General features: G+C 66.5%; 14 protein-coding genes and 1 tRNA gene. 10 read left to right on the top strand and 5 right to left on the bottom strand.

Annotation, left to right across the window (positions count from 1 at the left end):
- Window positions 1–78: 78 nt before the first annotated feature.
- Window positions 79–435, top strand: a complete 357-nt coding sequence (locus tag FPZ47_RS10185; RefSeq protein ID WP_144948896.1) for a hypothetical protein — start codon at window positions 79–81, stop codon at window positions 433–435.
- Between the two features lie 231 nt (window positions 436–666).
- Here FPZ47_RS10185 and FPZ47_RS10180 read toward each other — a convergent pair whose 3' ends face one another.
- Together FPZ47_RS10180 and FPZ47_RS10175 are read right to left on the bottom strand one after the other, a co-directional pair.
- Window positions 667–2,097 carry a hypothetical protein gene (locus tag FPZ47_RS10180; RefSeq protein WP_246133282.1) on the bottom strand — a complete coding sequence of 477 codons (1,431 nt, stop codon included), beginning with the start codon at window positions 2,095–2,097 and terminating at the stop codon, window positions 667–669.
- A gap of 489 nt (window positions 2,098–2,586) precedes the next feature.
- Window positions 2,587–2,672, bottom strand: a tRNA-Leu gene (locus FPZ47_RS10175).
- A gap of 90 nt (window positions 2,673–2,762) precedes the next feature.
- Here FPZ47_RS10175 and FPZ47_RS10170 point away from each other — a divergent pair.
- From FPZ47_RS10170 to FPZ47_RS10145, 5 genes are all read left to right on the top strand, one after another.
- Window positions 2,763–4,136, top strand: coding sequence for a M20/M25/M40 family metallo-hydrolase (locus FPZ47_RS10170; RefSeq protein WP_144948890.1), 1,374 nt, complete (start codon window positions 2,763–2,765; stop codon window positions 4,134–4,136).
- Window positions 4,137–4,167: 31 nt separating this feature from the next.
- Window positions 4,168–4,698 carry a YbhB/YbcL family Raf kinase inhibitor-like protein gene (locus FPZ47_RS10165; protein ID WP_144948887.1) on the top strand — a complete coding sequence of 177 codons (531 nt, stop codon included), beginning with the start codon at window positions 4,168–4,170 and terminating at the stop codon, window positions 4,696–4,698.
- A 528-nt stretch (window positions 4,699–5,226) separates the two neighbouring features.
- Complete coding sequence (locus FPZ47_RS10155) at window positions 5,227–6,972, top strand: helix-turn-helix domain-containing protein (RefSeq protein ID WP_144948881.1); 1,746 nt, start codon at window positions 5,227–5,229, stop codon at window positions 6,970–6,972.
- Between the two features lie 5 nt (window positions 6,973–6,977).
- Window positions 6,978–7,796: an HAD-IIB family hydrolase gene (locus tag FPZ47_RS10150; RefSeq protein ID WP_144948878.1), complete on the top strand. Its 819-nt coding sequence runs from the start codon at window positions 6,978–6,980 to the stop codon at window positions 7,794–7,796.
- Between the two features lie 59 nt (window positions 7,797–7,855).
- Window positions 7,856–8,707 carry an SDR family oxidoreductase gene (locus FPZ47_RS10145; RefSeq protein WP_168209409.1) on the top strand — a complete coding sequence of 284 codons (852 nt, stop codon included), beginning with the start codon at window positions 7,856–7,858 and terminating at the stop codon, window positions 8,705–8,707.
- Window positions 8,708–8,795: 88 nt separating this feature from the next.
- Here FPZ47_RS10145 and FPZ47_RS10140 read toward each other — a convergent pair whose 3' ends face one another.
- Genes FPZ47_RS10140 through FPZ47_RS10130 form a run of 3 tightly spaced genes read right to left on the bottom strand, consistent with a single transcriptional unit; the run spans window position 8,796 to window position 11,202 of the window.
- A complete protein-coding gene (locus FPZ47_RS10140) occupies window positions 8,796–9,884 on the bottom strand; it encodes a quinone-dependent dihydroorotate dehydrogenase (protein WP_168209410.1) in 1,089 nt (362 codons plus the stop codon).
- A 32-nt stretch (window positions 9,885–9,916) separates the two neighbouring features.
- Entirely contained in the window at window positions 9,917–10,138 is a 222-nt protein-coding gene (locus FPZ47_RS10135) for a DUF5703 family protein (protein ID WP_144948918.1), read from the bottom strand.
- Between the two features lie 20 nt (window positions 10,139–10,158).
- Window positions 10,159–11,202 (bottom strand): YncE family protein, encoded by a 1,044-nt coding sequence (locus tag FPZ47_RS10130; RefSeq protein ID WP_144948872.1) that lies wholly within the window; start codon window positions 11,200–11,202, stop codon window positions 10,159–10,161.
- A 134-nt stretch (window positions 11,203–11,336) separates the two neighbouring features.
- Between FPZ47_RS10130 and FPZ47_RS10125 the strand changes: the two genes are divergently transcribed.
- The 4 genes from FPZ47_RS10125 to FPZ47_RS10110 all read left to right on the top strand — a co-directional run bounded on the left by FPZ47_RS10125 (window position 11,337) and on the right by FPZ47_RS10110 (window position 13,942).
- Window positions 11,337–11,639, top strand: a complete 303-nt coding sequence (locus FPZ47_RS10125) for a hypothetical protein (RefSeq protein ID WP_144948869.1) — start codon at window positions 11,337–11,339, stop codon at window positions 11,637–11,639.
- 105 nt (window positions 11,640–11,744) lie between these two features.
- Entirely contained in the window at window positions 11,745–12,482 is a 738-nt protein-coding gene (locus FPZ47_RS10120; protein ID WP_144948866.1) for a histidine phosphatase family protein, read from the top strand.
- Window positions 12,483–12,555: 73 nt separating this feature from the next.
- Window positions 12,556–13,143: a DUF3090 domain-containing protein gene (locus tag FPZ47_RS10115; protein ID WP_144948863.1), complete on the top strand. Its 588-nt coding sequence runs from the start codon at window positions 12,556–12,558 to the stop codon at window positions 13,141–13,143.
- Window positions 13,127–13,942 (top strand): SCO1664 family protein, encoded by an 816-nt coding sequence (locus FPZ47_RS10110; RefSeq protein ID WP_342781046.1) that lies wholly within the window; start codon window positions 13,127–13,129, stop codon window positions 13,940–13,942. Before FPZ47_RS10115 ends, FPZ47_RS10110 begins: the two co-directional genes overlap by 17 nt.
- The last annotated feature ends 64 nt before the right edge of the window (window positions 13,943–14,006 follow it).

Below are 14,006 nucleotides of genomic sequence, written 5' to 3'. Positions count from 1 at the left end.
GTCCAGGGATTTTTCCGTGACCCGAATTTGGCCTACATCGCGGCGTGACTCGACTTACTTACGATCGCCTTAGTAACAGTGCTCCAGACCATCTCGGTATCCGAAGACGGCGTCGAACACCTCTTCGCCCATTGGGGAGGGGAGATCACCTACTTCTGGCAAACACACGGAAACCGCGCTCCTGCGCTCGCCGCCACGCTCCAACGCCTCGGCACGCCCGCGCTGATCGAGTTCGCTCTCAATCCGGCCGAGAACCAACACTATTCACCCGAGCTGGCCAACATTGTCATCGCCCGATGGCGCAACCTCGACGACTGTGAGGGTGAAGTTCACTTCTCAGTCCTACCAGGAGCCCGCGTTCCCGTGCTCGATGTCTGGCTGCCGGACGACCCTCGATGGCCGACGACGACTGTAGGAACGGCCGACGCGCTGTAGCGCGGTAGGCGGCTTAAAGTCGCGTAGTGAAGTGCGGCGCAATTCTTCTCCGGCCTCGGCAGACCCGGGTATCTCCTCCATTTCTACATCCTCTCGATATCTATGGAGTCGCCTTGGCCGGTGCAACGAAGCATAGAAGATGAAGATCTTGGACTCGTCGCCCTGGCGACGGGGGACTCGACATGACGTTGGCGTGACATCACCTGATTCGAGTGCTAGGAGCATCGGAAGTCAGCCGAAGTCCGCCCATCCAAGCATTTCTCGATAAAGGAGTTCGTTTGGCAACGCGGCCGGCATCGGGCGGGGATCATCTGCCAAGCACCCCAGTACGGGGTGCTTCTGGGTTGTGACTCTTGCCAGCGTCTTGTTGCGAATGATGAAGTGCGAGAACTCTTCCAGATAGCGCAGCGTCTCCATGAAGAGGGTCGTCGCGAGTGTGGCGATGTCGGCAACATATGTGCTTGGCTGAAACGGATTGGATGACTGCGCTTTCCAGACTCCCAGCCTGTCCAGTTGGTCTTGATTGAGCGGTGTGACGGCGGGTTCGAACTCTTCGAGCCCATTGAGAGTGATTGCTACCGTTGTGGACGAGCCATAGCTTCGCGACAACTGGTGTTGGGTATCGAGGGGAATGGCATGAATTCGGTTGCGCAACTGTCCGATAACCCAAGCGTATGAGCTCAACGATTCCAGCTCTGAGCTATCTGTCGGTTCGAACTTTCCGATAACTGAGCGCAGTTCGTCCACCGAGGTGAGGGACCCACGCTGCTTGTCGGGATTGAGGCTGGTGTCGAACAATGTTCGAGTGACGCGCGCGTACCTGTCCATCGCCGCACAGAGGTACAACAGCATGCGGTCGAACGCCTCTGCAGCGGTCTCGGACATGTCGGAGCGGTGCATTTCGGATGAGGTGCCATTGCTGAGCGCTGCGAGTAGATGGTCCACCGCCCCCGCGGCTCGGCTGAGGCGCAGGCCAATCGCTACCATGGACTCAACGAGGTCACGGTCGGCGCCCGCCGTCGCCATCAGACGGATTGCTGTGAGGTGCGGAACTGACGCGTCGATGCCAGCCAGGTACAGGTCCGCGACCGAGGTTGCGTTGTAGGTGCGGACGAAACTGCCCCCACCCACCAATTGTCCCTTGGTAGTTGTTAGCACGGGATTACCCGTCATTCGAAGGTAATGCCCGAACAACGGCACCAACTGGCTCGGCGTCACGCTCACGACCAGATCGTTGTCAGCGGCATCATCGCGTCCAGCGGTGGGCGCAGCTGTCACGATGACATCAGCCCCAATTGCCCCTGACGCGCTTGCGAGGGCTGCGGCACGGTGGCGATCTGCGAGAGTGATTCCAGAGTCGTCGGAGTACTCGGAGCGTGCAACTTCGTCAAGATGTGCGTAAACGCTGAAGAAGTGCCCGGAGGTCGCCAGAGTACGTCTGCCGTCCTCGTAGCCGGAAACTCCGACCGTCGATGAGTCCATGAACTTCGGTGTCTCGGTAACCGTCGTGAATGTGAACTGGTACCAACGGCGACATCCGAGCGCCTGCATCCATCTCGTGGGCTCCGACTCGTCGTTCTGGACGAGAAGAAGCGGTTCGACTTCCTCATCCCGGGCAAGGACTCGCAGCAGCTCCAGGGTGGGCTCACCCAGGGTCTGCACATCGACGGCGACGCGTAGCTTGCGTGTACTCGGTCGAAGTGGAAACAGCGGCCCAGCCTCACGTTGTGCGCTGGTTCGATCCGCAGGCGGTCGTACGTACCGCATGAAGCGGTGCCGGGGTGCATCATTGGGCACGTCGAGAGACACGGCGTAGTGATAGCACGTGACACCGACATGCTGATCTGTTTTTTGGGGCGTTCCCCAGAAAACGCTGCTGTGCGCAGCACCAGTGGCTGGCTTGATCCGTTAGGCGTCCACTGTCCACCTGCCTGGAACTGGGCTCGCCGGGGGCGCCACTGGAGGTCGTGGCCATCCGCAAAGCGCATCTGTGGGAGGCGCGCTGTATTGCACATCGCGAGGTTGACTCACATTCTCGGTGCCTGAATCCCGTTCATGCCATCAACGCGAAGCTCAATCGACATCAGCAAACGCGAAAACCCGCTCCAGCCCAGTTCAAGGTGAGTTGCTATCTGCACAGCGAAGAAATTGTGTCCGAGGGGGGACTTGAACCCCCACGCCCATTAGTAGGGCACTAGCACCTCAAGCTAGCGCGTCTGCCATTCCGCCACTCGGACATGACCAACCGCTCGGGTCGGCAGCTAAGGCTATCGGATTCGCCCGCTTCGGCCCAACCCAGCTGCTGAGACCGCCCCCGGTCCCCGGCGATGGTAGGAATTTGGGTTGTGACCGTTGATCGTGGGCAGACCGAGGTTCCCGACAACCCGGGCGACGACGTGGTCGAGGTCGTCAGCAGGTTGATCCGTTTCGATACCACCAACACCGGCGAACCGGAGACGACGCAGGGCGAGGCCGAGTGCGCGCGGTGGGTCGCCGAGCAGCTCGCGGAGGCCGGCTACCAGACCGAGTACGTCGAGTCCGGCGCGCCCGGCCGGGGCAACGTGTTCGCCCGCCTCGAGGGCGCCGACAACGCGCGCGGCGCACTGCTGATCCATGGGCATCTCGACGTGGTGCCCGCCGAGCCGTCCGAGTGGAGCGTGCACCCGTTTTCCGGCGCCGTCGAGGACGGCTACGTCTGGGGCCGCGGCGCGGTCGACATGAAGGACATGGTCGGCATGATGATCGTGGTCGCCCGCCAGTTGAAACGCGCGGGCGTCGTGCCGCCACGCGATCTGGTGTTCGCCTTCGTCGCCGACGAGGAGCACGGCGGTCAGTACGGCGCGCACTGGCTGGTCGACAACCGTCCCGACCTGTTCGACGGCGTCACCGAGGCCATCGGCGAGGTGGGCGGCTTCTCGCTGACCGTGCCGCGCCGCGATGGCGGCGAACGTCGGCTCTATCTCATCGAGACGGCCGAGAAGGGCCTGTCGTGGATGAGGCTGACCGCCCGGGGCCCGGCGGGACACGGCTCCATGGTGCACGAGCAGAATGCCGTCACCGCCGTCGCCGAGGCGGTGGCACGGCTGGGCCGGCACCGGTTCCCGCCGGTGATGACCGACGCGGTCGCCCAGTTTCTGGCCGCCGTGGGCGAGGAGACCGGCCTCGCGTTCGACACGGCGTCCCCCGATCTGGAGGGGACGATCGAGAAGCTGGGCCCGATGGCGCGCATGCTGAACGCGGTGCTGCGCGACACCGCGAACCCGACGATGCTGAAGGCCGGCTACAAGGCCAACGTCATCCCCGCGACCGCGGAGGCGGTGGTGGACTGCCGCATCCTCCCGGGCCGCAAGGCGGCGTTCGAGGCCGAGGTCGACGCGCTGATCGGCCCGGACGTGACGCGGGAATGGATCCGGGACCTGCCGTCCTACGAGACCACCTTCGACGGCGACCTGGTCGACGCGATGAACGCCGCCGTGCTGGAACTCGACCCGGACGGCCGGACGGTGCCCTACATGCTTTCCGGTGGTACTGACGCGAAAGCCTTTGCACGTCTTGGTATCCGGTGCTTCGGGTTCAGTCCGCTGCGGCTGCCGCCCGATCTGGATTTCGCCGCTCTGTTCCACGGTGTCGACGAGCGGGTACCCGTCGACTCGTTGAGGTTCGGCACCGGGGTGCTGGCACGCTTTCTGACCCATTGCTAGCCGAAAACATCACGCCACGAGAGGACTTTCCATGAGCTCGCCTACCGACCCCTACGACGCACTGCCCAAGCTGCCGACGTTCACCCTGACGTCCAACTCCATCACCGACGGCGCACCGCTGGCCACACCACAGGTCAGCGGGATCATGGGCGCGGGCGGCGAGGACGTCAGCCCGCAGCTGAGCTGGTCGGGGTTCCCGAAGGAGACCCGCAGCTTCGCGGTCACCGTCTACGACCCCGACGCCCCCACGCTGTCGGGGTTCTGGCACTGGGCGGTGGCCAACCTGCCGGCCGATGTCACCGAGTTGCCGGCCGACGCCGGCAACGGCGGTGAGCTGCCGGGCGGCGCGGTGACCCTGGTCAACGACGCAGGCATGCGCCGCTTCGTCGGCGCCGCGCCGCCTGCGGGCCACGGGGTGCACCGCTACTACGTCGCCGTGCACGCCGTCGACGTCGACAAGCTGGATCTGACCGAGGACGCCAGCCCGGCGTTCCTGGGATTCAACCTCTTCCAGCACGCGATCGCGCGGGCCTACCTCTACGGCACCTACGAACAGCGGTAGGGCGGCCCGGCCGGGCCCCGCCGAGGTTGCGCGCGCGTGGGTTGCCGGGCGAACGCCCGGTCGGCGCCGACAATCCCATCCCGTTCGGGCCCATCTCGTTCGGGCCCATCTCGTTCGGGCCCATCTCGTTCGGGCCCATCTCGTTCGGGCGGTGCATCACCTCCGCGAGGCGATTGGGTAGCCTGGCTGCTGGCAGACGCTAACGTCGTCGACGCCGCAACCCCATCGTGATGAGCCCAGGAAGGCCATTGATGTTTGCACTCGTCATCGAGTTGAAGGTCTGTGACCGCCACAGCCGGGCGCCGCACACGCGGCGTTTGGACGCGGTCGCCGCGACCACCCGTTACGAGCGCGCCACCGTCGGCGTCCAACCGCAGCCCGTTCGGCGACACCCGCTCGTGGCCCCTCCGAGGGGGGCCCTGCCGCCGCGAGGCGATCGCCCGTCGAGGAACAGCGTCGGCAGACCCACGCCGCGACGGCCTCGGTCCGCGAGCGGTGCGGCCAACCGATCACCGCTCATGGGGCACCGTGGCAGAGCCTGAATCCACCATCGCCGACCTCGTTTACCAGTACCGAGTCGAACGCGACTGGTCGCGTGAGCGGCTGGCCGAGGAGATGCACAAACCCAGTAGCTGGCTGTCGCAGGTCGAACGTGGCGAAGTCGTCCTGACCGATGTCACCGTGCTCGACAGGTTCGCGAAGCTGTTGGGTGCCCCGCTCGGCGAGTTCATCCAAGCGGCGCTCGGGGGCGGCCCGCGTGTGCACGGAATAATCGTCGACGAATCTCAACGGAGCAATGCGGACGAAGGGCCGGACGCTCTGCACGAATCGATTCAATACGAGTTGCAACGGTACGGCGTAAGCGATGTGCTGACTCTCTACGCCAATGATGACCTGGGTGAGTTGATGGATAGCTGCTCGCCCGCAGACGAGGTAATTCTCATCCGCTCCGGCCGGGAGTTGATACCGTCGGTGGTGCGGCTCTTGACGTTGAGGTCGGTTCGCTTGCCCTCCCATTTCATCGTGTGGGATCCCAATGACAACGGCCGCATAGCCGCCGCCCGTCTCGCGTGTGGGGATGTGCTGCAGATAAATTGTAGCGATCCCGGTGATTTCGACTGCGAACTGCGGAAATTGAGCAGCACGAGGAAACTTCACCAATACACGGTTGATGAACTCGTGGCCAATGATGCGGTCCGTGTCGGGGGCTCGTTCGCAAAGTCGGGTGTGCAGAAATATTTTCGTAAGCAAGCCGAGGGCCGCGGTTCGGTGAAGTTGGGTGACGAGAAGCGTTTCTATGGGCGACTTCCGGAACCGCTTCGCCGTCATTATCCCAAGTTATTGTTTTCCCACGAAGAGGGCGATGCCGTTTGTCTCGGGCTCGACTATGTCGGCTACCCCAATCTGCGTGATTTATTGCTGAATCTTCTTATCACACCCGAGCGGGCGGCGTCCGTGCTCAGGCAGGTACTCGATTATGAATACAACGAGGTGTATCTCGGACATTTGACGGAGACACCCTCGACCTATGTGCAGGATTATCATTTCAGTCGCGTCTGGAATCGTCTCGGGGTTTCTATCGACCTGGACCCGGGATTTGTTCCGCTGATAGAGAGTCGTCGCCTGCAGGTCAACGGACGGGTTATTCCTAACATCCCGGCGATGCTGTTTGAGCTGGAGCGGAGCGGTCGTGCGGTGGCGGAATTGGCGCCCCCCGGGGTGTCGCCCTACATTCATGGCGATTTGCACCTGGAGAACATCTTGTACGACCAGGAGTCGGACAAGTTCTGGTTGGTCGATCCGCGTGGCTATCCCGCCTGCGATATTTACTATGACATCGGGAAGTTGGCCCATAGTTACAACGGAATGTACGACTTGCTGCACGAGGGCCGACATGAGGTAAGGCACCGTGTCGTGAACGACACCGTGGTCGTCGACCTGGGCTTCAGATCGCCGTATCTCGTCGGACTGTACCGGCGGTTGAAGGACTCCATGCAGGGCGTCGTCGAAGAAGTCCTGGGCGCCGATGTTGACGAAATGGACCTGAAGATCAACTTCAACGAGGCCATGCATTTCTGTTCTGACATGCCATTTCACATAAATGCCGAGGCCTCGCCGAATGTTGCCGTGGCCATATACGCGACGGGCGCGTTGCTTCTGGCGGACGTCCTCGGAAAACTGTCGATTGACCTGCCGTTCTCGGGCCAATTCCAGCACCGCGGATTGAGTCGCATGAATGACGTCAATCACGATGCGTGGCGACTCGAGGGATAGCAGACATGCACGATGTCCACGCGCGTCTCGTCGCCTTCGACGTCGACGGCACGTTGCTGGATTCGGAAAATCCTGTTTCCGACGTCACCGCAGAGTCCCTTCGGAAACTGCAGAAGCGAGGACTCCAGATAGTTCTCGTCAGCTCGAGACCGATTGCCTCACTGGAATTTCTTGCGCGTGGGTTGGGGTTGGATGCGCACCTGATCGCGTATAACGGCGCCCTGGCCAGAACCGCGTCCGGCCGGCAGCTCACCGCTGAGAGTTTCGGAGTCGACAGGCGCCTGATTGACGTCCTCCGCACATTTTCGAATATGGGCGGCACGGTGAACCTCTATGTGAGTGACGGACTGCACTGGATGGCGTTCGGGCAATCCACCCTCATCGAAGTCGAAGAGCGGGCGACAGGTTTGACGGCCGACTCCCGACTCCCCTCGGATGCGCTGCAGGATACGGTCGGTATTTCTGTTTTGAAAGTTATGTGCCGGGGGAATGAATCGGCCTGCAGACGGCTACTCGGCGATATGGAAGCATTTCCCAACCTGGACGCCGTGGCGAGCGGCTTGGATTGCTGTGACATCCAGGCCAAGGGCGTCGGGAAGGCTGATGCAATGACGGTACTGTGCCGGCATCTCGGCATAGCGCCGGGCGACGTCGTGGCCTTCGGCGACAGTGATTCCGACGCGCGGATGCTGCAGATGGCCGGCTACGGGGTCGCGGTGGGGGCCGCGACCGCCCGTGCGAGAACGGCGGCGCGCGAGCACATCGACGGCCCGGGCTCGAACGCCCTTGCCGGGTGGTTGGACAGGATCGTGACGTCCGACTGATGTGGGACGAAAGATGGCGACGGTGGGCGCGATGAAATTCGGGTCCCGCTGAGATGGCGATGTCTCGTCGCACCGACGTGCTGATCCTCGGAGCGGGTGGCCGCGTCGGGGAAGCGTTGGGCCGGCTGCTCCCCGGATACGGCTTGTCGATCAGCAGTGCGTCGCGCCACCCGCCGGTGGCGAACGTTCACGGCGTCGACGTCCGCTCCGCCGGGGACGTCGTCGAGTGTGTCGAAGCCGTGCGGCCCCGGGTCGTGATCTACGCTGCGGGTTTGTCCGACCCGGATCGGTGCGAGCGGGATCCGTCGGCCTCTTACGACGTCAACGTGCGGGGCGTGCGGCATGCGGCGGCCGCGGCGTCGCGTATCGGCGGTCGCGTCATCTACTATTCGTCCGACTACGTATTCGGGGCGCCCGGGTCTTACCGTGAGGACGCCCAGGTGGCGCCCCGGCAGGTTTATGGGCGTCACAAGGTTGAGGCGGAGCAGTTCCTCCTCGGCGACGGCGACAATGTCGTGCTGCGGCTTCCTCTGCTGTTCGGGAGTAGAGATTTTGTTGCTGAAGCCGTCAACGCGACAGTGCAGGGCCTACCGCTTCGATGCGACGAGCGCCGACGGTTCCCGATTCCGCTGGACCATGTCGTTCAGGTCACCGCCATGACCATCGCGACGCATGCCCGGCGCGGTGTCTATCACGCCGTCGGCGTCGACGGGCTGACGAAGTTGGAGTGGGCAAACTACATCGCCGGGCTGCTCGGCAAACGCGCCCCGGCTGTGGCCGTGGCAACCGAAAGGTCATGCGCACGGCGACCGGTGGATGTTGAGCTCTCGACACGTCATCCCGAAATGCGCGCTGCCGCCGGAACGGTGTGGTCGGCCACCCGGGTGCGGGTCGCCGAACTGACAACCTGATCGACCGTGCGCCGCAACACCCGCCGCCCGAACCATATCGGGGGCCGGGCGCACGCACCCTCGCGCCGGCGGGTCGCCCACGGCCGGTTCACGCCGCCGGGCCCTCCCGCCCGGCCGCCGAGCCGACGGCATCGGCCAGGCAGGCGAACCCTCCCTCGTGCAGCCGGCGGGCGAGGCCGTCGTGAATGTGTTTGGCCCACAAGGGGCCGCCGTAGATGAAACCGGTGTAGCCCTGCAGCAGCGCGGCCCCCGCGGTGATGCGTTCCCACGCGTCGTCGGCGGTCTCGATGCCCCCGACGCTGATCAGCACCAGCCGGTCGCCGACCCGCGCGTGGAGCCGGCGCAGCACCTCGACGGCGCGGCGCGCCACCGGCGGTCCCGAGATGCCGCCCGGGCCCAGCCGGTCGACATCCGGGGTGCGCAGTCCGGTGCGCGACACGGTGGTGTTGGTGGCGACGATTCCGGCCAGGCCCAACTCGACGGCCAGGTCCGCGATGTCGTCGACGTCGGAATCCGACAGGTCCGGGGCGATCTTCACCAGCACGGGGGTCGACGTCCCGGCGGCCTCGGCAAGCACGGCCGCCAGGATCGGCCGCAGCGACTCGACGGCCTGCAGGTCGCGCAGGCCGGGCGTGTTCGGCGAGCTCACGTTGACCACCAGGTACGACGCGAGCGGACCGACCAGGCGGGCGCTCGCCCGGTAGTCGTCGACGGCCTCGGCGGCCGGGGCCGCCTTCGTCTTGCCGATGTTCACCCCGACCGGCACGTCGGGACGGTGCTGGGCGAGCCGCATCGCGAGCGCGCCCGCGCCGAGGTTGTTGAAGCCCATCCGGTTCAGCAGGGCCCGGTCGGCGGGCAGCCGGAACAGGCGGGGGGCCGGATTGCCGGGCTGACCGAGCGCGGTGACGGTGCCGACCTCGGCATAGCCGAACCCGAGCGCACCCCACGTGCGCAGCCCCGTGCCGTCCTTGTCGAAGCCGGCGGCCAGCCCCAGCGGACCCGGGAACCGCACCCCGAACACCGTGCCGGCCAGCACCGGATCCGACGGCGCCAACAGCCGGTGCAGCGCCCGCCGCGCCGGGGCGAGGGCCGTTGCGCCGCGGAGCATGGCGAAGGCCAGCGTGTGGATTCGTTCGGGCGCAACGACGAACAACAGCCGGCGCACCAGACCGTAGATACGATGGGCGGAGTCGTGCCGCGCGACGGTCGTCACAGTTCCAGCTGGTCGGGCCGCCGCCCCGCCGAATCGGCCCTGTCAAGGCGAGTTTTCTTGCGCCGCAACAACACCCGTCTGCTGCCGTCGGTATAGAGCCGGACGCGGGTCAGCTCCCAGCCGCGGTATTCAGCCTCGATCGACAGGCGGATGGAGGCGCTGATCCGCGTCACGTCCGGGGGCAGCCGCAGCGGCGCCCACTCGTATTCGTCGGACATCTCGGTGTCCCAGCCCGCGGTCAACGCCCGCCCGCCGCGTGTTCGATGACCTGGACCCCCGCGCCGCACCCCGACACCACGTACAGGGTGCCTGACGCTTCGTCAAAGGCCAGCGAGTTCGGTTGCTGCACGGTGGGGTAGTGCACCCTTTCGACGGGAATTCCGGTGGACAGATCGTAACCAACCACCGTATTCGACGCGGTCTGGGATACCCAGGCCAACGCGCGGGAACCGGCCAGCCCGTAGGGGGACCGGCGCACCGGATAGGCCTGGCGCAGCATCAGCGGGTTGACGCCGTACACCAGCAGCTGGCCGCCGCGGGTGTCCGCGGCCAGCACCACGCCCAGCGGGTCGGCGGCCAGGGTGGCCGCGCCCTCGCCGGCCCGCAGCGCCTGCTGAGCACGCCCGTCGGCGCCGATCGCCGTCACCGAGGTCTGCCCCCGGTCCAGCACCACCGTCGTATCCCCTTGGGTCGCAAGGGCATCCACGCGGGCAAAGATCTTGCTGCGGCTGCCGACGGTAGCGGTGCCGCCGCGGTCCGGGTTCGGGGAGGCGAGGATGTAGACCGCGCCGTCGGCGCTGCCGAGCACCAGCTTGCCGTCGGCGCGTTGCGCGATCGCGGTGAACGGGGTCTGCCCGGCACCGGCGACGCTCACGCGGGCGGTGTGGCCGCCGGAGACGTCGACCACGAAGTACCCGCCGGGAGTGGCCAGGTAGACCGTGCCGCGGCCGTCGCCGGCCAGCGCCGGTGCCGGTCCGGGCAGCGCGACGACACGCGGCGCGACCCGGGGATCGCCGAACATGGTGAGGCCGGCCGGGGCCGCCGGGTCGGCCCCGGGTGTCAGGACCACCAACTGGTGAGTCGCCGCGTCGAAGGCCGCCGCCGCTGCATGTCCCGCCAGGGGCCGCACCGAACCGGCCGGATCCTGCGACACCGGCGGTGACGCGGCCGGCCGGGCCGGTTCGATCGTGGGCGGAGGGGCCTGCAGCGGATTCGAGGAGCACGCAGCGACCAGCGACAGCAACGCCAGCATTGCGGGTAGGCGGCGCTGAGCGGCGCGCATACCGAATCTTTGTGGTGACAGCAACGGGCAACCTCGGGTCGGATAACGGAGAGATCGAATTTTAAGGAACGGTTTCGCATCCAATACGGCCATGGTGGCTACACCGGGCCGCACCGGAGCGGTATGGTCGCGACATGACCGTCACCGTGGACCGGCATGTCGTAGACGACCAATTCGCGGTCGAAGACATGCTGACGGGGATTTTCGCCAGTGGCTACGGGCGGGTCGGAGACGGACGTAGTTTCTCCTTCCACATCGAGCACCGATCACTCGTCGTCGAGGTGTACCGGCCGCGCCTGGCCGGACCGGTTCCACAGGCCGAAGAGGTGGTCGCCACGGCGGTCCGCGGCCTGGTCGACATCGACCTCACCGACGAGCGCAGCCTGACCGCGGCGGTGCGCGACTCGGTCGCGCACGCAGTGCCCGTCACACGCTAGTCAGGTCGGTCGCCCGCCCCGCCCACCAGGTACCGTCGTCGTCGTGACTGCGGTTTGGGCGACGACTCGGCTCCCGGGCATCGTCCCGGCTGCGGCGGCCGCGGCATGACCGTGATGTTGCTGCGGCACGGCCGGTCCGCGGCGAACACCGCGGGCGTCCTCGCGGGCCGGTCCGAGGGTGTCGACCTCGACGACAAGGGCCGTGAGCAGGCAGCCGGCCTGATCGACCGGATCGGCGACCTGCCGATCCGCGCGGTGGTCTGCTCCCCGCTGCTGCGCTGCCGGCGCACCGTCGAGCCACTCGCGGAGTCGCTGTGCCTCGAGCCGCTGGTCGACGAGCGGCTCGCCGAAGTCGACTACGGGGAATGGACGGGTCGCAAGCTGGGCGACCTGGCCGGCGAGGCGCTGTGGAAGGTGGTTCAGGCCCACCCCAGCGCGGCCGTGTTCCCCGGCGGTGAGGGGCTGGCGCAGGTGCAGGCCCGCGCGGTGGCCGCCGTACGCGAACACGACCGCCGGCTTGCCGAGCAACACGGGGGCGACGCGTTGTGGGTGGCGTGCACCCACGGTGACGTCATCAAGTCGGTGATCGCCGACGCCTACGGCATCCATCTGGACGGCTTCCAGCGCGTCACCGCCGACCCGATTTCGGTCAGCGTCATCCGCTACACCGAACTGCGGCCGTTCGTGCTGCACGTCAACCACACCGGGGCGCGCTTGTCGGCCGCGTTGCGGGCGGCGCCCACACCCCGGGACGACGCGCGGGAGGAGTCCGGACAGGCGCAAGAACAACCGGCCACGGCGGTGCCCGCGAGCGACGCGGTGGTCGGCGGCTCGACCGACTGATTTCGCCGCCGCCCGACGATCGGGCCCCATCGGATCGCACGGCGATGGCAACAGCCGGTATTTTGGAAGGGCCATGTCCCGCGCCATTCATGTCTTCCGCACCCCCGACCGATTCGTGGCCGGGACTGTCGGCCAGCCCGGCAATCGCACGTTCTACATCCAGGCGGTGCACGATTCGCGGGTGGTGTCCGTGGTATTGGAGAAGCAACAGGTTGCGGTGCTCGCCGAACGCATCGGTGCGCTGCTGCTCGAGGTGAACCGCAGATTCGGTACGCCCGTACCGCCGGAGCCCTCCGCGATCGACGACCTCAGCCCACTGGTCACGCCCGTCGACGCGGAGTTCCGGGTCGGCACGATGGGGCTGGGCTGGGACTCGGAGGCCCAGACGGTGGTGGTCGAACTGCTCGCGGTCACCGACGGCGAGTTCGACGCCTCGGTGGTGCTCGACGACACCGACGAGGGTCCCGACGCCGTGCGGGTGTTCCTGACGCCGGAGTCGGCGCGGCAGTTCGCCAGCCGCTCCACCCGCGTCATCTCCGCGGGACGGCCGCCCTGCCCGCTGTGCGAGGAACCGCTGGACCCCGACGGGCACATCTGCGCGCGCACGAACGGCTACAGACGCGGCGCGCTGCCCGGGCCCGGCGATGACGTCGACGAATGACCGGCGTGAGGTGCTGCGCGACGGCGAGCTGACGATCCTGGGACGGATCCGCGCGGCCAGCAACGCCACCTTCCTGTGCGAGGCGACTCTGGGCCAGTCGACCGTGCACTGCGTCTACAAACCCGTCTCCGGCGAGCAACCGCTGTGGGACTTCCCCGACGGGACGCTGGCCGGCCGGGAGGTCGGCGCCTACCTGGTGTCGGCGCGGCTGGGTTGGAACATCGTGCCCTACACGGTGATTCGCGACGGACCCGCGGGACCCGGCATGGTGCAGCTGTGGGTGCAGCAACCCGGCGACGCGGTCGACTCCGAGGCCCGGCCGGGACCGGACCTCATCGACCTGTTTCCGGCCGGCACACCGCAGCCGGGCTATCTGCCTGTTCTGCGGGCCTACGACCACGCCGGCGACGAGGTCGTCCTGATGCACGCCGACGACCTTCGGCTGCGGCGGGTCGCGGTCTTCGACATCCTGGTCAACAACGCCGACCGCAAGGGTGGTCACGTCCTGTTCGGCGTCGACGGGCGGGTGTACGGGGTCGACCATGGTGTGTGTCTGCACGTCGAGAACAAACTGCGCACGGTGCTGTGGGGCTGGGCCGGCAAGCCGATCGACGACCAGACGTGCGAGTCGGTCGCCGGCCTCGTCGACGCGCTGCGCGACTCGCTGTGCGAAGAATTGGCCGGGCACATCACCCCGGCGGAGATCATGGCCCTGCGCCGGCGCGCCCAGGCGCTGCTGGACAAGCCGGTGATGCCCGAACCCAATCGGCACCGTCCCATCCCGTGGCCGGCGTTCTGACGCGGGCTCTGACGAGGGTTCGGGGGCGGTGTCGGCGATACTGAGACGGTGAGCGCCGACGCGG

The organism is Mycobacterium helveticum, from assembly GCF_007714205.1.
GTDB lineage: Bacteria > Actinomycetota > Actinomycetes > Mycobacteriales > Mycobacteriaceae > Mycobacterium > Mycobacterium helveticum.
Note: the sequence above shows the minus strand (reverse complement) of the source record. Positions and strands in the feature narration are given on the sequence as shown.